Origin of the sequence: Rhizobium beringeri (assembly GCF_004306515.1) — a bacterium.
Taxonomy (GTDB): Bacteria; Pseudomonadota; Alphaproteobacteria; order Rhizobiales; family Rhizobiaceae; genus Rhizobium; species Rhizobium beringeri.
On record NZ_SILG01000001.1, the window covers coordinates 1,523,893 to 1,544,466 of the forward strand.

General features: G+C 61.6%; 18 protein-coding genes. 4 read left to right on the forward strand and 14 right to left on the reverse strand.

All coding sequences use genetic code 11. The features are described from left to right. The 3 genes from sseA to ELH03_RS07820 are packed head-to-tail and all read right to left on the reverse strand — an operon-like array spanning position 1 to position 2,670. Positions 1-870 (reverse strand): 3-mercaptopyruvate sulfurtransferase, encoded by an 870-nt coding sequence (gene sseA, locus ELH03_RS07810; protein ID WP_128404503.1) that lies wholly within the window; start codon positions 868-870, stop codon positions 1-3. Between the two features lie 18 nt (positions 871-888). After that, positions 889-1,626, reverse strand: coding sequence for an alanyl-tRNA editing protein (locus ELH03_RS07815; protein WP_128404504.1), 738 nt, complete (start codon positions 1,624-1,626; stop codon positions 889-891). 6 nt (positions 1,627-1,632) lie between these two features. Next, positions 1,633-2,670 (reverse strand): cysteine synthase A, encoded by a 1,038-nt coding sequence (locus ELH03_RS07820; RefSeq protein WP_128404505.1) that lies wholly within the window; start codon positions 2,668-2,670, stop codon positions 1,633-1,635. Positions 2,671-2,896: 226 nt separating this feature from the next. Here ELH03_RS07820 and ELH03_RS07825 point away from each other — a divergent pair, with 226 nt between their 5' ends. Further along, positions 2,897-3,556, forward strand: a complete 660-nt coding sequence (locus ELH03_RS07825; protein WP_197727725.1) for a ChrR family anti-sigma-E factor — start codon at positions 2,897-2,899, stop codon at positions 3,554-3,556. A gap of 99 nt (positions 3,557-3,655) precedes the next feature. Beyond that, complete coding sequence (locus tag ELH03_RS07830) at positions 3,656-4,489, forward strand: SDR family NAD(P)-dependent oxidoreductase (RefSeq protein WP_128410335.1); 834 nt, start codon at positions 3,656-3,658, stop codon at positions 4,487-4,489. Here the strand turns inward: ELH03_RS07830 and ELH03_RS07835 are convergent, their stop codons facing one another. From ELH03_RS07835 to ELH03_RS07855, 5 genes are all read right to left on the reverse strand, one after another. Further along, positions 4,490-5,749, reverse strand: a complete 1,260-nt coding sequence (locus ELH03_RS07835) for an SAM-dependent methyltransferase (RefSeq protein ID WP_128404507.1) — start codon at positions 5,747-5,749, stop codon at positions 4,490-4,492. Positions 5,750-5,845: 96 nt separating this feature from the next. Beyond that, positions 5,846-6,697: a DUF1365 domain-containing protein gene (locus ELH03_RS07840; protein WP_128410334.1), complete on the reverse strand. Its 852-nt coding sequence runs from the start codon at positions 6,695-6,697 to the stop codon at positions 5,846-5,848. Continuing rightward, on the reverse strand, positions 6,694-8,025 hold the full coding sequence (locus ELH03_RS07845) for an NAD(P)/FAD-dependent oxidoreductase (RefSeq protein ID WP_128410333.1): 1,332 nt from the start codon (positions 8,023-8,025) through the stop codon (positions 6,694-6,696). Before ELH03_RS07845 ends, ELH03_RS07840 begins: the two co-directional genes overlap by 4 nt. Beyond that, a complete protein-coding gene (locus ELH03_RS07850; RefSeq protein WP_128410332.1) occupies positions 8,022-9,473 on the reverse strand; it encodes a cryptochrome/photolyase family protein in 1,452 nt (483 codons plus the stop codon). The genes ELH03_RS07845 and ELH03_RS07850 overlap by 4 nt, the downstream gene beginning before the upstream one ends. Positions 9,474-9,625: 152 nt before the next feature. Further along, positions 9,626-9,943 (reverse strand): hypothetical protein, encoded by a 318-nt coding sequence (locus tag ELH03_RS07855; RefSeq protein WP_128410331.1) that lies wholly within the window; start codon positions 9,941-9,943, stop codon positions 9,626-9,628. Between the two features lie 213 nt (positions 9,944-10,156). On the opposite strand from ELH03_RS07855, the gene ELH03_RS07860 reads away from it, so the two are divergent. Further along, positions 10,157-10,474, forward strand: a complete 318-nt coding sequence (locus ELH03_RS07860) for a hypothetical protein (RefSeq protein WP_128410330.1) — start codon at positions 10,157-10,159, stop codon at positions 10,472-10,474. A gap of 118 nt (positions 10,475-10,592) precedes the next feature. After that, entirely contained in the window at positions 10,593-11,270 is a 678-nt protein-coding gene (locus ELH03_RS07865; protein ID WP_128410329.1) for an HAD family hydrolase, read from the forward strand. A gap of 37 nt (positions 11,271-11,307) precedes the next feature. Here ELH03_RS07865 and ELH03_RS07870 read toward each other — a convergent pair whose 3' ends face one another. From ELH03_RS07870 to ELH03_RS07895, 6 genes are all read right to left on the reverse strand, one after another. Then, the gene (locus tag ELH03_RS07870; protein WP_130766216.1) at positions 11,308-13,965 is read right to left on the reverse strand and encodes a nitrate reductase; all 2,658 of its coding nucleotides are present in this window, start codon (positions 13,963-13,965) and stop codon (positions 11,308-11,310) included. Further along, the gene (gene nirD / locus ELH03_RS07875; protein ID WP_128404515.1) at positions 13,966-14,301 is read right to left on the reverse strand and encodes a nitrite reductase small subunit NirD; all 336 of its coding nucleotides are present in this window, start codon (positions 14,299-14,301) and stop codon (positions 13,966-13,968) included. 4 nt (positions 14,302-14,305) lie between these two features. Continuing rightward, complete coding sequence (nirB, locus tag ELH03_RS07880; protein WP_130658829.1) at positions 14,306-16,756, reverse strand: nitrite reductase large subunit NirB; 2,451 nt, start codon at positions 16,754-16,756, stop codon at positions 14,306-14,308. Between the two features lie 16 nt (positions 16,757-16,772). Then, positions 16,773-18,041, reverse strand: a complete 1,269-nt coding sequence (locus tag ELH03_RS07885) for an MFS transporter (protein WP_128404517.1) — start codon at positions 18,039-18,041, stop codon at positions 16,773-16,775. 481 nt (positions 18,042-18,522) lie between these two features. Beyond that, a complete protein-coding gene (locus ELH03_RS07890; RefSeq protein WP_197727726.1) occupies positions 18,523-19,803 on the reverse strand; it encodes a CmpA/NrtA family ABC transporter substrate-binding protein in 1,281 nt (426 codons plus the stop codon). A gap of 34 nt (positions 19,804-19,837) precedes the next feature. Beyond that, positions 19,838-20,425, reverse strand: a complete 588-nt coding sequence (locus tag ELH03_RS07895) for an ANTAR domain-containing response regulator (RefSeq protein ID WP_018241751.1) — start codon at positions 20,423-20,425, stop codon at positions 19,838-19,840. Positions 20,426-20,574 lie beyond the last annotated feature (149 nt).

The window sequence follows — 20,574 nt, forward strand, 5'->3', positions numbered from 1 at the left end:
TCAGGCTTTGACCGGCGTCGGCGGACCGGTGACGATGGGCGTATCGTCACGGCTGCCCCATTCGCTCCACGAGCCGTCATAAAGCTTGTTGTCGTGATGGCCGAGCGATTCCAGCGCCAACGTGATGATGGCGGCGGTGATTCCCGAGCCGCAGGACGTGACGACAGGCTTGGACAGATCGATGCCGGCATCTTCGATCGTCTGCTTGAGTTCGGGCAGCGACTTGAATCGACCCTGGTTGGCGAAGACGCCGGACGGCAGGCTGCGGGCGCCGGGCATATGGCCGGAGCGCATGCCGGCACGCGGTTCGGGTTCGGCGGCTGCGAAGCGGCCGGCGCTGCGGGCATCGGCGATCTGCATCGCGGCGCTGGAAACGATGTCGCGCATCGTATCGAGCGTCACCACGCGGCTTTCATCGAAATTCGGCGTAAAGGTCGCCGGCACATGCTTGGGCGCCGTGGTTTCCAGCGGACGGCCCTCGGCCTTCCAGCCGTCGAGACCGCCGTCGAGAACGAAGACGTTCTTCGCGCCCATCACCCGGAACAGCCACCAGACGCGCGGCGAGGCGAACAGGCCGATGCCGTCATAGACGACGATCCGATCATTCTCGCTGATGCCGAGCCGGCCGACTTCGGCGGCGAAATAATCGGGCGAGGGGATCGTGTGCGGCAGCGATGTCGAATGATCGGCGATCTTGTCCTGATCGAAGCGAATGGCGCCGGGAATATGGCCGGCCGCATATTCGGCATCGGCATCGCGCTTCTGCGCCGGCAGATAGAAGGAGGCGTCCAGCACGCGCAGGTCAGCTTTGCCGAGCTCGGACTGCAGCCAGTCAGCCGAAACGACGAAACGGCTCTTGGTCTCACTCATTATGGTCTCCCTTGATGGTCAGGCTTCGTCGCTGGGCGTGCCGAAGCGGATGCGGAAGCGCCGGTTCTCTTTGCCCTTCTTCTCGATTTTGGCGATATGGATCCGGCCGACTTCCTGAGTCTCGGAGACATGTGTGCCGCCGCAGGGTTGGCTGTCAATCGAGGAGTTCTCGCCGATGCAGACGAGGCTGACGCGCCCGAGCCCCATCGGCGGGCGCACGTTCTTCGATTTGACGATGTCGGGATTGGCCGTAAGCTCCTCGTCGGTGATCCATTGCAGATAGACCGGATGGTTCTGCTCGACCAGTTCCATCAGTTTGGTCGTCACCTCGTCCTTGTCGATCGTTTCGGCCATGTCGAAGTCGACGCGGCTCTCCTCCTCGCCAACGGCAGCCCCGGTGATCGGATAGGAGCAGACGACGGAAAGCAGGTGGCAGGCCGTGTGCATGCGCATCAGCCTGTAACGGCGCGGCCAGTCGACATGCAACACCAGCGTCTCGCCGACCGCAGGCCGCGGCTCGTTTTCGAGCGGCACATGGATGATGACATCTTTGCTTGGACCATGCTTCGTCTGACCGAGCGCGATCTTAGTGCCGTCGGCACGTTCAAGCTGGCCGGTGTCACCAGGCTGGCCACCTGATGTCGCATAGAAGCAGGTCTGGTCCAGTTCAATGCCCCCGTCTTCGTGAATGGCGATGACGACCGCCTCGCACGTCGAGAGATAGAAGTCGTCACGATAGAGGGCATTGATGGGCATGGGCTCTCACACGGGTTCGTAGGGAACGTGGATATCGGGCGACTTGGCCATCCAGCCCGGAACGGGCAGCCCCTTCGAGGTGAGGAAATCCGGGTTGAAGAGCTTAGACTGATAGCGGTTGCCGTAATCGCAGAGAATCGTCACCACCGTGTGACCAGGTCCAAGATCCCGGGCGAGATTGACAGCGCCGGCAATGTTGATCGCTGTCGAGCCGCCGAGGCAGAGACCCTCGTTCTCGACAAGGTCGAAGAGATAGGGAAGCGCTTCGGCATCGGAAATCCGATAGGCGAAATCGGGCGTGAAGCCTTCGAGATTGGCGGTGATACGGCCCTGGCCGATGCCCTCGGTGATCGAGGATCCCTCCGATTTCAGCGCGCCGTTCTGGTAGAATTCATAGAGCGCGGCGCCGTCGGGATCGGCGATGCCGATCTTGACGTCTGCCTTGAAAGCCTTGAGGCCGGCAGCCACGCCTGCCAGTGTGCCACCGGAGCCGACTGAGCAGATGAAGCCGTCGACCTTACCGTCGGTGTCTTTCCAGATTTCCTTGGCGGTTGTTTCGATATGCGCCTGACGGTTGGCGACGTTGTCGAACTGGTTTGCCCAGATCGCCCCGTTCGGCTCGGTCTTCGCCAGCTGCTCTGCGAGCCGCCCGGACACCTTCACGTAATTGTTCGGGTTCTTGTAGGCAACGGCGGGTACTTCGACGAGTTCAGCGCCGAGCAGCTTCAGCGCGTCTTTCTTTTCCTGGCTCTGCGTTTCCGGGATGACGATGACGGTGCGATAACCGAGCGCCTTGGCGACCAGCGTCAGCCCGATGCCGGTATTGCCGGCCGTACCCTCGACGATGACGCCGCCCGGACGAAGCAATCCCTTCCGCTCTGCGTCATGGATGATGTAGAGCGCGGCGCGATCCTTCACCGACTGGCCGGGGTTCAGGAACTCCGCCTTGCCGAGAATGGTGCAGCCGGTCACCTCTGAGGCACCCTTGAGTTTGATCAGGGGCGTGTTGCCGATGGCTTCAAGGACGGAGGGGTGGAAGGTCATGGAATCTGCCTCTATTCGAACTCTTACTTTAGGAACGGTCTTTTCCCTTCACAAGGCTGAGTTGGCAAGAAAAGCTATTCCACACCTCTGTCGGACGCGATAAAATTTGGCTTTCCTCCCCCGAAATGACGCATGGCCCGCAATCCAGCGGTGTGAGGGGTGATCCGAAGATTGACTTTCCCCGTACGGATGACGACAAAGCGAAAACGGAGCGCGGCAACAGGGCGTGACCAAAACCGACATGGTTCACGAGCAGATCGACACGATCGATGCATTGATGGCGCATTATGTTGCCGGCTCCTTGCCCGAGCCGGCGCGTGTGCTGGTGCAGTCTCATCTCGAAATGAAACCCGATAATCGCAGCCTGGTGAACAGCCTCGAGCTGCTGGCCGGGGAGGCTCTGGAAAACGCGCCTGAACTCGCCATTGCCGATCGCGACGGGCGGCTTGCGGCGATCTTTTCCTCTGCGTCTCCCGTCCCGGCGCCGCAGACGGCCGCGCGGCCGGAAAATGCGCTGTTTCCTCAAGCGTTGCGCGCGCTCTTGGGCTTCGAGGCCGAGGATGTGCCCTGGCGCCGGCGATTGCCCGGTTTCAGGGAATATTCGCTCGACATGGACGGCTGCGAGGTCAGCCTGATGTGGATCCGGCCGGGCCGCGCCTTGCCGGCGCACACCCATAAAGGCATGGAACTGATCCTCATCCTCGACGGCGCCTTCAACGATGAACGCGGCCGTTTCGGTCCCGGCGACATCTCCATTGCCGACGAGACGGTCGACCACCGGCCGGTCGCCGAAAAGGACAGGCCTTGCATCGCCTTTGCCGTTTCGGACGGGCCGATCAAGCTCACCGGATCCTTTCGTCAGATGATCGGCGACCTGATCGGCTGAAAGCAGCCACAATGGTGTGATAGAGCCCTAAATCCGGGAGGAGCAGAGAAACTTCCGGACCTGTTTTCGTGTTGATCAGGCGGCCCGGAGGAACATGTCATGCGTGATTTCATTGCCCATCCCGAACATGGAATCGTCTGGATTTCGGGCGCGAGTTCAGGCATCGGCCGGGCGCTGGCGTTAAAGCTCGCCGCCGAAGGATACAAGGTCGCCGTCACCGCCAGACGTCACGAAAAGCTGGTGGAGCTGCAGGCCGAAGCCAGCGGCCTTTCCGGCGGCATTGTCGTTCTCGACGGCGACGTCACCGATGCCGAGGACATGGAACATGTCATGGCCTCCATCGAATATGAGCACGGGACGCTCGCCATGGCGATCCTCAATGCCGGCGTCTACCTGCCGGTCCACGCCGAGGACCTGAACCGCACCGATTTCGAAAAGAGCTTTGCCGTCAATCTTTCCGGCGTCGTCAACTGTCTGTTGCCCGCGATCCGCCATATGAAGGCGAAAGGGCAGGGACAGATCGCCATCGTTTCCTCCGTCACCGGCTATGGCGGTCTGCCGACAGGGGCAGCCTATGGCGCCACCAAGGCGGCGCTGATCAATATGGCCGAAAGCCTGAAATTCGATCTCGACAAGATGGGCATCCGCATCCAGCTCGTCAGCCCGGGCTTCGTCGATACGCCGGCGACGAGGAAAAATGCCTTTCCGATGCCGGCCCTGGTATCGGTCGAGGATGCCGCCCGGGAGATTGCTGCCGGGTTGAAATCGCAGGCCTTCGAGATCACTTTCCCGAAGCGCTTCACCACCATGCTGAAACTCGCGCGCCTGCTCCCTTATGGCTCTTATTTCGCGCTGGTGAACCGCATGACCGGCTGGCGCGAGCGGCCGCCATTGTCTGGTCACCGTCCGGTGACGCCGCATGCGGCGGAATGATCAACGGCGCGAGAACACGACCTGGCGCACATCGATATTGCGGGCGCGGAAGCCGGCCTCGCAATAGAACAGATAGAATTCCCAGAGCCGCTTGAAACGCTCGTCGAAGCCCATCGGGCGGATGCGTTCCCAGACCGACCAGAAACGCTCGCGCCATTCGGCAAGCGTGCGGGCGTAGTCGAGCCCGAAGCCGAAGTCCTTGACCAGTGACAGGTCGACCTTGCCGGCGAGTTCGGCCAAATGATTGCGCGTCGGCAGCATGCCGCCGGGAAAGACATATTTCTGGATGAAGTCAGGGTTGCTGCGATACTGGTCGAAGGATTCCGGCCGGATGGTGATGATCTGCAAGCCAGCCTTGCCGCCCGGCTTCAGACATTGACTGAGCTTGGAGAAATAGGACGGCCAGTATTTTTCGCCGACCGCTTCGAACATCTCGATCGAAACGATCCGGTCGTAGAGCCCTGCTTCATCGCGGTAATCCTGGAAGCGGAATTCCACGCGATCATCGAGGCCGGCCTTGTGGATGCGCTCCTCGGCAAAGGCGAGCTGCTCGCGGCTGATCGTTAGCCCCGTCACTTTGCAGTTCAGCTCGCTTGCGGCAAATTCGGCAAAACCGCCCCAGCCGCAGCCGATCTCCAGCACATGGTCGCCAGGCCCGATGCCCGTCGCCTCGGCAAGCGCCCGGTATTTGGCGTTCTGGGCCGATTGCAGATCGTTGGCGCCGGTGGAATAGAGTGCAGAGGAATAGGTCATGCTCGGATCGAGCCATTCCCTGTAGAAATCGTTGCCGAGATCGTAATGGGCGGAAATATTGCGCTTCGAACCCGTTTTGGTATTGGCATTCATCCAATGGCGGACGCGCTCGAAGAGGCGGCCAAGACCGCCCTTGCCATGCGCATAGCTGAACGCGGCCTCGCCGTTGACGAGGAAGAGTTCGAGGAAGGCGGCGATGTCCGGGCTGTCCCAATCGCCGTCCATATAGGTTTCGGCGACCCCGATCGTGCCGCTCGTCAGCGCCCGATAGGCAAGGTTCCAGTTGTGGAGGCTGAGCGCCGCCTTTGGCCCGGCCTTCTTGCCCTCGACCAGCAGCCTGCGGCCGTCGGGAAGGGTAACGGCAAGCGAACCGTGCTGCATATGCAGAAGTCCGCGCAGCGCCAGCTTTGCCTTGAAGGGCAGACCCTTCACCATGCGGGATATGTTTTCCCCCGTCAGCGTCACCGCGTCACGGGCCAGCAGATTCCAGTCCTGCGCCTTGCTCATTTCTCCTCCTCCTCCAGCATTTTTCTGCCGGTTAGGGACGAAGCACCCATGATGATACGCGCGGCCGCCCCCCGGCCATTGCATCGAACGCTAATGTCATTCCGCTGCTTCCGCAAGCGGGCGGGTTTGGCGGACGCTGACTTCAGGCGGGGGCGCCGGACGCCTGACGTAGCGCGCGCCCTTCAGCCACAATTTCAACGCTTCCCAATGGATGCCGGCGATGATCTTGAAGGTGAGGAAGGGGATGCGCGCCGTCAAGCCCAGCAGCGAGGCGCTGGTCAAAGGCACCTGCTGTCCGGAAAATGTCGCCGAGAGAAGCGGGCCTTCGCTGTCGGTTTCAAGGATGCGCCAGCGGATTTCGGCGCCGGGCGCCAGCATGCGGAAATGATAGCGCGCCGCCATGCCGATGAAGGGGGAGACGTGGAAGAGCTTGTCGCAGCTCTGGCGAAGCCCGCTTTCCCAAATCTCGCCATGGCCGACGGGGCAGATATAGCTGTGCCGCTCACCGAAGGTGTTGCGCACCTCATAGATCATCGCGACGACTGCGCCGCCGGCATCATAGGCGTGATAGACTGAGAGCGGATTGAAGACATAGCCGAGAATTCGGGGATAGCAGACGAGCAGGATCCTGTCCGCGCGGTCGAGCCCCGCCTTAGTGAGCAGCCGGTCGGCATAGGCGCGCAGTGATGTGTCGCTGGCACCGGCATGGTCCCTCTCGTGAAACGAGACGAGGTTGAGCCCATTGACGGAAAACAGCACCGATAACCCGCCGGCCTCATCCAGTCTGTCGAGATCGACAAGCAGCGAGAAGACGCGGTAGCGGAAGCGATGGCCGAACGGTTTCATCCGTTGATGCATGATCTCGCCGACATAGAGCGCGGCGGCGGCATCCGGTGGGGCACCGTTGGCTACCGCGTTCATGCCACGTTTTTCGCCGCGCCCTGTCATGCCGCCACGTCCGGTTGAGGTTCCCAAGTTCGGGCAGTCCGCCAGGGTATGATCCCGCCCAAGGCTTCTGCCGCCGCCAGGCCGGAAACGAGACCATCTTCATGGAAACCGTATCCCATCCAGGCGCCGGCGAAATAGCAATTGCTCTGTCCTTGAATGGTGACAAGCGCCCGCTGTGCGGCCATAGCGTCCGCCGAGAACTGCGGATGGTCATAGGTGAACTCGGCAAACACCTTATGGGGGTCCGGCTCGCGGTCGGGATTGAGGGTCACGAATAGCGGGAATTTATCGTCGATGCCTTGCAGCCGGTTCATCCAGTAAGTCACGGCGACATTCGCGTTTCCATCTTCACGGCTTGAACGGAGATAGTTCCATGAGGCCCAAACCTTGCGCCGCTGCGGCATCAGCGATTGGTCGCGGTGCAGGACGACGCGGTTCGGCTGATAGGGGATGGCGGCGAGCAACCTGCTTTCCAGGCCGGTGGCATCGGCGAGCAGGCGGGCTGTCTGATCGCTGTGGCAGGCGAAGATCACCTTGTCGAACGGGTGTTCGATGCCCGTCTCGTCGATGATCGTGACGCCGCGCTCGGAGCGGATGACGCTGCGCACGCCGCAGGAAAGTTTCACGCGTTCGCCGAGCGGCCGAAGCAGCCGGTCGAGATAGGTGCGGCTGCCGCCAGTCACTGTGCGCCACGGGTGCTGCCGGCGATAGATCAGCCGGTGATTGTCGAAGAAATTGACGAAATGCTCGGCGGGAAACTGCAGCAGGCGGGTTGATGGTGTCGACCAGATCGCCGCCGCCATCGGCACGAGATAGTTGTTGGTGAAACCGGGCGAGAAGCCGCGCCAGTCGAGATAATCGCCGATCGAGCGCGAGGCGAGATGGCCGGCGGCGCGATCTTCGAGGCAACTGCGGTTGAAGCGCAGAATCTCGCGGATCATCCATAGAAACGATGGCCGCAGCAGGTTGCGCTTTTGCGCAAAGATCGAGGACAGCCCGCCGCCGCTCCATTCCAGCCTGCCGCGATCGAGCGAGAGCGAAAAGCTCATATCGCTTGCATGCGTCGCAATGCCGAGCTCGGCAAATAGCGCCGTCAGATTTGGGTAATTCAGTTCGTTATAGACGATGAAGCCGGTATCGACCGCAATTTGAACCCCGTCGTAATCCACGTCGACCGTCGCCGTATGGCCTCCGGCCCGTGCTTGGCTTTCATAAAGCGTAAGGTCGTGCACCTGACACAGCGCCCAGGCTGCGGAGGCGCCTGAGATTCCGGAGCCGATGATGGCGATCTTCAGCCGGCGTGGAACGGGACGGAAGTGCGCGTTCATGCGGCATCCCTTGTTGCGTTGTATGCGGCGAGCGCCCGGTTGCGGGCGTTCGCGTGATCGACGATCGGTTTCGGATAAGTTTGGCCAAGCGCGATGCCGGCCTCGTCGAGCATGCTCTTCGGCGCCTCGAACGGCCGGTGGATGTATTTTGCCCCGAGCCCTCGAAGCTCCGGCACATAGGTCCTGACATAGTTGCCGTCGGGATCAAATTTTTCGCCCTGCAGCACCGGATTGAAGATGCGGAAAAACGGCGAGGCATCGGCTCCCGAGCCCGCCACCCATTGCCAGCTTGCGGCATTGTTGGCGGGGTCGGCATCAACAAGCGTATCCCGGAACCAGGCTTCGCCCCGACGCCAGTCGATCAGCAGATCCTTGATGAGGAAGGAGGCGACGATCATGCGCACGCGATTGTGCATCCAGCCATGGCGCCAGAGCTGGCGCATGCCGGCATCGACGATCGGATAGCCGGTCATACCGCGGCGCCACGCCTTGAAATCGTCGTCGTCGTTGCGCCATTCGAAGCCGTCGAAACGCTCGTTCCAGTTGTTCGAGGCAAGACGCGGGAAGTGGAAGAGTAGATGATAGGAGAATTCGCGCCAGGCGATCTCCTTGCGAAAATGCACGACATCGGCCGCTGCCACCCGTTTCGACAGGCCGCGTGTGGCATCCCAGATGCGGGCAGGGGAGATCTCGCCGAACGCCAGGTGTGGCGACAGCAGCGAGGTCGCGGGTCTCGCAGGATAGTCTCGGATTTCCTTGTAGCCGTCGAGCGCGTCTTCGATGAAGGCACGCAGCTTCTCATGCGCGCCATCTTCGCCGGGCGTCCAGAGATCGGTAAAATCGACCGCCCAGTCCGGTTTCGTCGGGAGCAGCTTCCAGCTTTCCAGCGCTTCTGATTTCGGAAGTTGCGACGCAATCCGAAGTTTTGCTGGCGCCTCCAGCGGCTGCTCCGGTTCGCCGCCGCCCTCCAGCGCGCGCCAGAATGGCGTGTAGACGCGATAGGGCGTGCCGTTGCCGGTCATCAGCCGGGAAGGTTCGTGCAGCAACTGGCCCCCAAAGCTTCTTGCCTCGATCGCCTGCTTTTCCAGTTCGTGCTTGATATGGGCGTCGATGGAGATTCCGGCTGGATCGTAGCGCCGGTTCCAAAAGACGGCTTCGGCACCGCTCTCCCTGATGAAGGCGCAGAGCACCTCGAGCGCTTCGCCGCTTGCCAGCACTAGCCGCCCTTGCTGCTCACGCAGCGACCCGTCGAGCGCTTCCAGCGAATGATGCAGCCACCAGGCCTGCGCAGCGCCCAGCGGACCGGTGCCTGCTGACTCCGGTTCGCTTATATAGAGAGGAATGACCGGCCGTCCGGAGCGATGGACGGCATGGAGAGCCCGGTTGTCGTCAAGGCGCAAGTCCTTGCGAAACCAGAGGATAACAGGTTTTGCCGTGTCCTTTGCCAATGAAGCCGTTCCGTTCGTGTTCTTTTCAACCTGCTATGGATGTACGGAACACACGGATCAAAAGTTTCATCCGGCGGGAAAAGCTTGCCATGGCATTCGACATAAAAAAGGCCGGCGTGAACCGGCCTCTTTTGAGAGCGGCAGTCTGTCGCTTAGTTGTCGTATTCGCGGCAGGCTTCGCTGATTGATGCGCCGCTCTGGCCGCCGCGCGTGTCGACGCCGGACATCTGTTGCGGCATGCCGGGGCATTCCATCGTCCTCGGCTGGCCGATACTCTGAGTCGTTGTCGGATCGACCGGTACCGGACGAATGCCGTTGTCATCGTTGGTGTAGTCGGATGAATAGGTACCCGAACTCGGATCAGTCGAGCCGCCATTCGTCGGCCCGACTGGATCGGGGTTCGACTGGGCAAAGGCTGACGATGCCATGCCGATCGCAAACAGCGAAGCGGCGATAAGGGACTTAGACATGGGATATCCTCCTTGGATTTTCATCTTGGATGACCCAGGGGTAACTGCCTGATGGAATCATTGTTCCGAAATTTGCCGAAAACCTGCATTCAAGCCTGGCTGCGTACCCGGCATGGTTATGCGTAAACCTTAACAGGCGATGGCGCTGGATCGGCGCCAGCGCATGTCCTACTTGCATGCGGAGATACTAAAAAACCGTGGCATGAGGCCGCTATGTTCATCTCCTTTCGCGAAGCCGCAGATCTCGGTCTCCAGATCGTACTTGCACTCACCTTGACGCTGAGCGGCATGGTGGTCGCCTCCTACGCCGTCAGGAATGACAAGGCTAAAATTTCCGCAATCGACGTCAGCCGTCCCTCGCTCTGGACCGCCGCTCCGATGCGCGTCGATCCGACTACGCAAGCCTACCTGCGCGCCGATGCTTCGGCCGCACTGGAACTCGCCGATGGTGCCGATGACCTCTGCCACGACCCGATTGGCCTCAGGCTTTCCTGCGACTTGATCGTCACTTCCGGTACGGCGGCCTTCTAGGCGAAGGCGGTTGGGAGGCGTTACCGCCATCCTCCCGAAAGCTTGCAAAACGCAATGATTTGCCGTTTCATCGAGACAGCGACCACCGTTCGACTCTTTCCCTGAAGGATTCAGCCTTTTGACTATGCCGATGCCCCGCGGCTTCGAGAAGCCCTATGCCGCCTTCCTGTTCGATATGGACGGCACCATCCTCAATTCGATCCATGCGGCCGAGCGTGCATGGAGTGACTGGGCAAGGCGCCATGGGCTCGATGTCGCCACCTTTTTGCCGAAGATGCATGGATCGCGCGGCATTGACACGATCACCCGGCTGAACCTGCCAGGAGTCGATCCCGAACATGAATCAAGACTGGTGACCGAGGCTGAAATCGCCGATGTCAGCGATGTCGTTGCCATTCCTGGCGCCGCGACCTTTCTGAGTTCATTGCCCCCGGATCGCTGGGCGATCGTCACCTCCTCGCCGTTGCACCTTGCTCACCGGCGACTGGAGGCAGCAGGCTTGCCGGTGCCGAGATTCATGGTGACGGCTGAGGACGTGAAGGTCGGAAAACCCGACCCGCAATGTTATATTCTGGGAGCCGAGCGCCTCGGTGTCAGTACTCAGGATTGCTTGGTCTTCGAGGATGTCGCAGCCGGCATCACTGCCGGCGAGGCGGCGGGTGCCGACGTTATGGTCATCACGGCAACACATCACCACAAGATGGAGACGCCGCACCCGACCCTCTCATCCTATGACGAGATATCGGTCCGCATCTCCCCCGATCACAGGATGCTGATCGTCCCGAACGCGGGCTGACAGTGCTCCGGCTGCGTCCTGCTTGCTTTTACGCGGTTCACTCCGCGGCTGCGGCAAGACAGCGATCGATGATCCTGCCGATTTCGCTGCGGCAGGAGCCGCAATTGGTTCCAGCGCTCGTTTCCTTGCCGACCTCCTCGACGCTCTGACATCCGCCGCGCACGGCAGCAGCGATCTGGTTGACCCCGACACTGAAGCAGGAGCAGACGGTTGCACCCGGATCCGGCCTGCCGGCGCCGGGACGGCCTGCAACGAGCGCAAAGCGTTTCCTGAGGTCGCCATGCGAGGCTGAAAGCTGCGAGATCGCCCAGTTGCGCGCGACGGCGACGGGCTCGCGGGCGAGAAACAGCGCGGCAAGCAGGACCTCGCCATCGAAGAAGGCGAGCCTGAGGTCGCCGGATTGCCGGTCGGCATAACCAAGCGGTTCGATCTCGGCCGGAATGGCGAAAACCGCGCGGCACCAGGCCGTCCAGTCTTCGACGTTTTCGCCGAAAGCAAGCTCCAGCCGCCAGCCGCCGGCGGCTTTTGCCAGCGCCCAATAGGCGGCGTCAGGCGTGGCGGGTTTTGTGGCGGAGACGGCGAAACCGTAATGGGTGGCGCGGAACGGCCGGACGGCGACGGCAACGTTCTTCGATGCCGGCTGGCCGGAAACAGGATCGGTTATCGGTGCGACCACGGCGTCGATCCGCGCTCTTGCGGCGAACTGGTCGTTCCAGTGCATCGGCGCAAAGATGCCGCCGCGTGCCTGACGATCGGTGACCAGCGCCCTAACGATTGCCTTGCCGTGCGGGCTGTCGATTTCGACGAGGCCGGCGCTGGATATACCGGTCTCGATCGCGTCGCGCGGATGGATTTCCGCAAAGGGTTCGGCGATATGGGCAGAAAGCCGCGCGCTCTTTCCGGTTCGCGTCATCGTGTGCCACTGGTCGCGGATGCGGCCGGTATTCAGCGTGAAGGGGTACTCGGCATTGGTGCGATCGGTTGCGGGCGGTTTGACCGCGACGAAGCGCGCCTTGCTATCGGGATGGAAGAAACCGCCCTCGGCAAAGAAGCGGGTGACGCCCGGTGCGGTCCCTGCGGCGTGCGGCCACTGAAAGGGCGATAGTTCGTCATAGGCGCCGCCGCTCATGCCGGCGCGCGCGCCGATGTCGAAATCGCGGCTGCCGTTATTTTCGAAGGCGGAAAGCGCGGCGTGCTCCGCAAAGATTGCGTCCGGCGCATCAAAATCGAAGGCGGCAGCAAATCCCATGCGGCGTCCGACTTCTGCAAGCTGCCACCAGTCGGCCCTTGAGTCGCCGGGGATGTCGAGAAACCGCCGTTGCCTTGAAATGCGCCGTTCGGAATTGGTGACGGTGCCATCCTTCTCGCCCCAGCCGAGCGAGGGCAGAAGCACATCTGCGTGCCGGGTCGTATCCGTCTCTTTCAGGATGTCCGACACGACGACGAAGGGACAGGCGGCGATCGCACTTTCGACGCTGTCGGCATCCGGCATCGAGACGACGGGATTGGTCGCCATGATCCAGAGCGCCTTGATGCGCCCGTCGGCCACGGCACGGAACATGTCGACCGCCTTCAGGCCGGGCTTTGCGGCGATGACGGGCGAGTTCCAGAAGCGCTGCACGCGATCCCGATCTTCCGCATTCTCGATCGCCATATGGGCGGCAAGCATATTGGCGAGACCGCCGACCTCGCGCCCGCCCATGGCGTTCGGCTGGCCGGTCAGCGAGAACGGTCCCATGCCGGGACGGCCGATGCGACCAGTCGCTAGGTGGCAGTTGAGGATTGCATTGACCTTGTCGGTGCCGGAGGAGGATTGGTTGACGCCCTGGCTGTAGCAGGTCACGACCTTAGGCGTCGTCTCGAACAGGCGGAAGAACTCCCTGATCTGCATGGTCGGCAGGCCAGTCCGTTCCAGGAGATCGTTGATATCAAGCGCGGCGGCCGCCGCAAAAGCTTCGGCGAAACCTTCGGTATGGGCGGCGATATAATTCTGGTCGATTGCCGGACTTGTCGCGAGATGGGCAAGCAGTCCCATGAACAGCGCGACGTCGCCGTCCGGACGGATGGCGAGGTGCAGGTCGGCAATGTCGCATGTCATCGTCCGGCGCGGATCGATGACGACGATCCGCATGTTTGGCCGCGCGGTCTTGGCGGCGGCAAGCCGCTGGTAGATGACGGGATGACACCAGGCAAGGTTGGATCCGGTCAGGACCACCAGATCCGCAAGCTCGATATCCTCATAGGTCCCGGGCACCGTATCGGCGCCGAAGGCACGGCGATGCCCCGCCACGGAGGAGGACATGCAGAGCCTTGAATTGGTGTCGATATTACCGGAGCCGATGAAGCCCTTCATCAGTTTGTTGGCAACGTAGTAATCCTCGGTCAGCAACTGGCCCGAGACGTAGAAGGCAACCGAATCCGGCCCGTGTTCGGCGATCGTTTCAGAAAAACGCCGGGCGACCAGATCAAGCGCTTCGTCCCAGTCGCTCCGTTCGCCTCCGATCTCGGGATGGAGAAGCCGGCCATCGAGGTCGATGGTTTCGGCAAGGGCAGAACCCTTCGAGCAGAGCCGGCCGAAATTCGACGGATGCTCGGGATCTCCTTTGACGCTGACTGCGCCGGCCTCGTCGATCGTGGCGAGAACGCCGCAGCCGACACCGCAATAGGGACAGGTGGTCTTGACCTCAGCCGCCATCTATTCCGCCGCCATCATCAGGCTTTCCAAGGCGATGAACAGCCTGCCGTCTTCGTTCAGCACCGGTATCGTCCGGACCTCGCCTTCGTCGGCGCCGAGCGCCTTGCCTGTTTCCAGCGAGATCACCCAGTTGTGCAGCGGGCAGGTGACCGCCTTGGCGTGGACGATGCCCTGGGAGAGCGGGCCGCCTTTGTGCGGGCAGTGGTCCTCGATGGCGAAGACCTCGTTTTCGGCCGTGCGGAAGACGGCGATCTTGCCCTGCGGCGTCTTCACGCAACGCGCCCCGCGCAGCGGGATATCGGAGATGTCACCGATTGCGATCCAGTTCATATCCATCTCCTTATTCTGCAGCCTGCGGATAGCCGATCGTCGCCATCGGCTTGAACTCGTGCTTGTCCTTGCCGGAGACACGCTCCGACCAGGGATCGACCTGGGCAAATTTCTGGCTGAAGACGAAGCGCTCGTAATAAGCCTTGCGCTTTTCGGCATCGCCCATGATCTGGCGGCGGATTTCATCCAGGCCGACGCGCTTGGCCCACTTGTAGATGCGCTCGAGATAGCGGGCCTGCTCGCGGTACATCTGCGTCAGTGCCACAATATGCTCCAGCGCCTCGTCCTCGGTCCGGACAAGCCCGAGGACCTCGGTGCCCTTGATGTCGAGACCGGCTGCGCCGGCGAAATGGATCTCGAAACCGGAATCCACGCAGATCACGCCGATGTCCTTGCAGGTTGCTTCCGCGCAGTTGCGCGGGCAGCCGGACACGGCCATCTTCAGTTTGGCCGGCGTCCAGGAGCCCCACATGAACCTCTCGATGCGGATGCCGAGACCGGTGGAATCCTGCGTGCCGAAGCGACACCAGTCAGAGCCGACGCAGGTCTTCACCGTGCGCAGACCCTTGGCATAAGCCTGGCCGGAGACGAAGCCGGCCTTGCCGAGATCGGCCCAGACGGCGGGCAGGTCTTCCTTCTCGATGCCGAGCAAGTCGATGCGCTGGCCGCCGGTGACCTTCACCATCGGAATCTCGAACTTGTCGACGACATCGGCGATGGCGCGCAGCTCGTTCGAATTGGTGACGCCGCCCCACATGCGCGGAACGACGGAGTAGGTGCCGTCCTTCTGGATGTTGGCGTGCACGCGCTCATTGATGAAACGCGACTGGTAGTCATCGGCATATTCGTCGGGCCAGTCGCAGACGAGGTAATAGTTGAGCGCCGGCCGACATTTGGCGCAGCCGCAGGAAGTCTTCCACTCGAGCTCCTGCATGACGGCAGGAATGCTCTTCAGACCCTTGGCCTTGATCAGGCGGCGGACATCGTCATGGCCGAGTTCGGTGCAGGTGCACATCGGCTGGACGGCAGCCGGGTTATAGCTGTCGCCGAGCGTCAGTGCCATGAGTTGTTCGACGAGGCCGGTGCAGGAGCCGCACGAAGCGGATGCCTTGGTATGGGCGCGCACGTCGTCGAGCGACGTCAGCCCTTTGCCCGAAATCGTCGAGGTGATTTTGCCCTTACATACGCCGTTGCAGCCACAGATCTCCGCGTCATCCGGCAAGGCTGCAACGGCCGCCATAGGGTCCAGCGGCGACCCTCCCTGATAGGCCTGTCCGAAGATCAGCGTCTCTCGCATCTCCGAAATATCGGTCGCTTTCTTCTTCAGGTCGTTGAACCAGGCACCATCAGCGGTCTCGCCGTAAAGCACGGTGCCGATGATCTTATTGTCCTTGAGCACCAGGCGCTTATAGACGCCGGCTGAAGCATCGCGCAGCACGATCTCTTCGCGGTCGTCGCCGTCGGCGAAATCGCCGAGTGAATAAAGCTCGATGCCGGTGACCTTGAGCTTGGTCGGCGTATCCGCGTGAACGAAGGCGGGCGAGCGATCGCCGGAGAGATGCGCGGCGGCGATACGGGCCATTTCATAGAGCGGCGCAACGAGGCCATAGACCATGCCGCCCACCTCGGCGCATTCGCCGAGCGCGAGAATATCGCCATCCGAGGTCTGCATGCCGGCATCGACGACGATGCCGCGATTGACCGCAATGCCGGCGTCCTTCGCCAGGCCGACACTCGGACGAATGCCGACGGCCATGACGACCAGTGTTGCCGGGATGATGCGGCCGTCGTCAAGCTCGATGCCCTCGACCTTGCCGTTGCCGACGATCGCCTTGGTATTGGCCTTGCAGATGACCTTGATGCCGCGTTCCTCGACCGCCTTCTGCAGCAGATAGCCAGCGGCGGGGTCGAGCTGACGCTCCATCAGGGTCGGCATGACGTGCAGGACGGTAACGTCCATGCCGCGCTGGGCAAGGCCGGCGGCCGCTTCCAGGCCAAGCAGGCCGCCGCCGATGACGACAGCCTTTTCGCGCGACTGAGCGGCAAGCAGCATCGCCTGCACGTCATCGAGATCGCGATAGGTGATGACGCCGGGCAGATCTTTGCCGGGAACGGGAATGATGAAGGGCACGGACCCGGTTGCGATCACCAGCTTGTCGTAGCTTTCGGTGACGCCGTGGTCGGAGGTGACGGTCTTGGCGGCGCGATCGATGTTGACGATCTTGTGGCCCTTGTAGAGCATGATGCCATGCTTGATATACCAGCCGTCGCCGTGAATGATGATCTGTTCGTAGTCCTTTTCTCCTGAGAGAACCGGCGACAGCATGATGCGGTCGTAATTGACGCGCGGCTCGGCATTGAAGATCGTAACTTCATAGCGACCCGGCGCCTGCTCGAAGAGGTGCTCCAGCATGCGCCCGGGCGCCATGCCATTGCCGATGATGACAAGTTTTTCGGTCATATTTCCAGGTCCTTGATCAGGTTGCAGCCAGGGGCGCCGAGTGCCCTTGGCGCGACAGTTGCTTGACGGACAGGTGCATCCAGATGAGAGAGATCACGACGATCGCGAAGAGCAGCAGGAAACAGCTGGACCAAAGGCCGGTCATGTCCTTGAGGAGGCCAAAGGCGATCGGAAGGATGAAGCCGCCAAGGCCGCCCATCATCCCGACGATACCGCCGACGGCGCCGACGTTTTCGGGGTAGTAGACCGGAATGTGCTTGTAGACGGCAGCCTTGCCGAGGCTCATGAAGAACCCGAGCACGAAGATGACGACGATGAAGATAACGGGGGTGATACCGAATGCCGGACCCGTCCCGACCCCAGAAGCAGCCGGAAGCGAAAGGATAAGGGTGGCCACGGCCGATACGGCAAGCATCGTATACATCACGCTGCGCGCGCCCTTCTTGTCCGACAGTACGCCGCCGAAGGCGCGGAAGATGCTGCCCGGAATCGAGTAGGCGGCCGCGATCATGCCGGCGGTTTCCAGGTTGAAGCCGTAGACGCCGACCAGGTAGCGCGGCAGCCACAGCGACAGGGCGACGAAGCCCCCGAAGGCGAAGAAATAGTAGAGCGAGAAGCGCCAGACCTGGACGTTCTGCAGCGGCGCGAATTCCTCCGCAAAACTCCTGGAGGCGACGCGGCGTTCGCGGCGGAGGCGGTAGGCCGGATCATCGGTCGTGGTGAACCAGAAGACGATTGCCATCAGCGCCAGACAGACGGCCCAGATCTCCGCAACCGCCTGCCAGCCCCATGCGAGCAGCACGAAGGGGGCGGCGAATTTGGTTACGGCTGCGCCAACATTGCCGGCACCGAAGATGCCGAGTGCGGTTCCCTGTTTCTCCGCCGGGAAGAAAGGCGAGACATAGGCGACACCGACCGCAAAGGAACCGCCGGCCAGGCCGACGCCGAGGCCGGCGATCAACATCTGCGTATAAGTCTGGGCGTAGGAGAGCAGGAAGGTCGCCAATGCGGCGGCCAGCATGGTGAGCGTGTAAACAAGACGGCCGCCATAGCGCCCCGTCCAGATGCCAAGAACGATGCGCACGAGCGAGCCGGTAAGGACGGGGGTGCCGACCAGCAATCCGAACTCGGCCTCGTTCAACCCGAGGTCCTGCTTGATGCGAATGCCGATGATCGCGAAGATCGTCCACACGGCAAAACAGAGGGTGAAGGCTACAGTGGAGATCCACAATGCTTTGGCTGGTTCGCCGGCCGACATGGGCTGTGCTTTCTCGATGACAGACATAACTTCTCCGGGGCCCGACAAGGTCGTGCCGATCCATCGCTGAGGGTTAAAACAAAAAGCCGCTGGTCAGGACGCGCATACACGAGGTGCGCGAAATATCCTGATCAGCGGCTTTGCTGGTGGCGCCCGCCGTTGGACGCCGAATTCTTGGGCCTTCTGGCCCATTTGCCTGGAGGCAATCCGTTGGCCGGATTGCTCAAGCTAAAACCTACCTCTTCAATCTGAAGAGCAATCTCTGTGTCTTCCGTGAGCGTCTATCGCGCGCTCATTCTGCGCTGATCGTCATTGACCGGCGCTATAAAGACCATGCAAACTGTGTGCCAGTTTGGTGGTATGCGGTCAAGTCACTGAATACAAATAATATTTTACGAAACGTGCCGCCTGCTTGTTTTTCAGGCCGCCACCCGCTCATGCAAATATTTTGTGCGCTTGTCGTGAGGCGGGCAGATGCTTGCTGGCGTTTTGTGCAGGCCGGCATCGGTTAGACCTCGTCGTCGGAAATGAAGGGGAGGGCGCTTTTGACGGCAAAACCTGCGACATAGTCCGGCAGCCTCGCCGGGTCGAAGACGTGGCCGTCCATGAAACGGTCGCCCACGTCACTGCCTTCGATGCGGATATCGGCATCTTCGGGTGCGTTATCGTCACCGAGAGCCGTGCGATAGAGATCTGGGCGGTAGGCGGATGCTGCGGCCCTTGCCATGTTAAGGCTGACCTCGGCCTGTCCCCAGCGGATCATCTGGCTGTAAATCCACAGCGCCTGGCTCGGCCGGGGATAATTGGCGAAGCCGGAATGGAACATGAAATAATCGGCGATGATGCGGCGGTTACCCTTTGCGTCGAGGCTGAATTCGCCGGCGAGCACACGGCGAATAATCTCGACGGGGGCAGCGATATAGCGCGGGTCGGCAAGAGCTGCCGCCAGCGCGTCGTGATTTTCCGGCCGGTCGCACCACTGGGCTGCCGCGTCGAGGGCCACGATCAGCCGGGAAACGGTTTCCGGATGGCTTTCCGCCCAGTCCGGCCGCATGCCGATTACCTTTTCCGGTGCCGACGGCCAGATATCCTGCTTGGCGGCAACGATGCGGCCGACGCCGCGCTCGGAAGCGACCATGTTCCACGGCGCACCGACGCAGAAACCGTCGATCGCACCGGCTGCCAGCGCATCCGAAGTCATGGGCGGCGGCACCACGACAAGCCTGACGTCCTTGTCGGGATCGATGCCGCCGGCCGCCAGCCAGTAGCGGAATTCGTAATTGTGCGAGGAGAAGGGATAGGTGACCCCGAAAGTCGGCAGCGGCTCGCCGCGGGCCTTCATTGCCGCCAATGTTTTTGCCAGGGCGCGGGCATTGTCGAGCGCGCTTGCCGTTTCCGGCAATCCTGCTTCATCCCGCATCCTGTCGAAGAGCCGAGTCGACAGCGTGATCGCGTTGCCGCCGCGCCCCAGCGAAAATGGCGTGATCGTCGGTGAGGGATTGGAGCCGAGGCCAAGCATGGAGGCGACGGGCATCGGCGACAGCATGTGGGCAATGTCGAACTGGCGGAATGCCAGGCGGTCACGCACATTCGCCCAGGAGACGTCCTTGACGAGGTCGAGCGTCAGGCCTTCCTTCCGCGCGAAGCCGAATTCTGCGGCCGCAATCAGCACCGATGCATCGACGAGCGGAATGAAACCGGCCCGCAGTACTTTCGGTCCTTCGTTGTTCACCCGCACGGGCGAGGGCATGTCGCCGCCGGAGTTGGAGGTCGTTGTCATCATATCCACTCCGGTTTCCTCCGGAAATTCATCAGGTCGGCCATTACATCAACAGCCCCGCGGCAGTGACGACGCTCTGGGCGATTTCCGACATCTTCTTCTTTTCGTTCATCGCTGTCTGGCGCAGCAGGGCGAAAGCCTCTTCCTCCGACAGGCCGCGCATCTTCATCAATATGCCCTTGGCGCGCTCGACCAGCTTGCGTTCCTCCAGCGCGGAGCGGGCATCGGCAAGCTCTCGCCGTAGCCGGTTGAAGGCATTGAAGCGGCTGACGGCCATGTCGAGGATCGGTTTGACCCGTTCCTTCTTCAATCCGTCGACGATATAGGCCGAGACGCCCGCATCGACGGCAGCCTCGATCGAGGCCGTGTCGGAGCGGTCGACGAACATGGCGATCGGGCGGCTGACCGTGCGCGTCAGCTGGAACAGATGCTCCATCATGTCGCGGTTGGGATTCTCGATATCGATGATGATCACGTCGGGCATCAGCGTTTCGATGATTCGCGCGATGCCGTTGACCTCGTGGACCACGGTGACGCGCACATGCCCTGCCTCGCGCAGTCCTTCTTCGATGATGGAGGCGCGTATGGCATTTTCGTCGATCACCAGAATTGTCAGATCGAGATGCGTCATTGTTCTATTCATGACGCACTGCAGCAATTTTGGCAAGGTGTTCGCCTGAAAAGTGTGCACAAATAGGTGTGCGCAAAAAATAATCAAACTGCCGCACTTTCGGGCGGAAGCAATACACCACGTAGCTTAGCCGGAGAAAACTGGCGAAG

Coding starts and splice junctions, on each gene's coding strand:
- nirB (WP_130658829.1), bottom strand. CDS start 16,756: ATGACCGAAAAACTTGTCATCATCGGCAATGGCATGGCGCCCGGGCGC.
- ELH03_RS07860 (WP_128410330.1), top strand. CDS start 10,157: ATGTTCATCTCCTTTCGCGAAGCCGCAGATCTCGGTCTCCAGATCGTA.
- ELH03_RS07835 (WP_128404507.1), bottom strand. CDS start 5,749: ATGAGCAAGGCGCAGGACTGGAATCTGCTGGCCCGTGACGCGGTGACG.
- ELH03_RS07820 (WP_128404505.1), bottom strand. CDS start 2,670: ATGACCTTCCACCCCTCCGTCCTTGAAGCCATCGGCAACACGCCCCTG.
- ELH03_RS07855 (WP_128410331.1), bottom strand. CDS start 9,943: ATGTCTAAGTCCCTTATCGCCGCTTCGCTGTTTGCGATCGGCATGGCA.
- ELH03_RS07830 (WP_128410335.1), top strand. CDS start 3,656: ATGCGTGATTTCATTGCCCATCCCGAACATGGAATCGTCTGGATTTCG.
- nirD (WP_128404515.1), bottom strand. CDS start 14,301: ATGGATATGAACTGGATCGCAATCGGTGACATCTCCGATATCCCGCTG.
- sseA (WP_128404503.1), bottom strand. CDS start 870: ATGAGTGAGACCAAGAGCCGTTTCGTCGTTTCGGCTGACTGGCTGCAG.
- ELH03_RS07845 (WP_128410333.1), bottom strand. CDS start 8,025: ATGAACGCGCACTTCCGTCCCGTTCCACGCCGGCTGAAGATCGCCATC.
- ELH03_RS07885 (WP_128404517.1), bottom strand. CDS start 18,041: ATGTCTGTCATCGAGAAAGCACAGCCCATGTCGGCCGGCGAACCAGCC.
- ELH03_RS07840 (WP_128410334.1), bottom strand. CDS start 6,697: ATGACAGGGCGCGGCGAAAAACGTGGCATGAACGCGGTAGCCAACGGT.
- ELH03_RS07895 (WP_018241751.1), bottom strand. CDS start 20,425: ATGACGCATCTCGATCTGACAATTCTGGTGATCGACGAAAATGCCATA.
- ELH03_RS07870 (WP_130766216.1), bottom strand. CDS start 13,965: ATGGCGGCTGAGGTCAAGACCACCTGTCCCTATTGCGGTGTCGGCTGC.
- ELH03_RS07815 (WP_128404504.1), bottom strand. CDS start 1,626: ATGCCCATCAATGCCCTCTATCGTGACGACTTCTATCTCTCGACGTGC.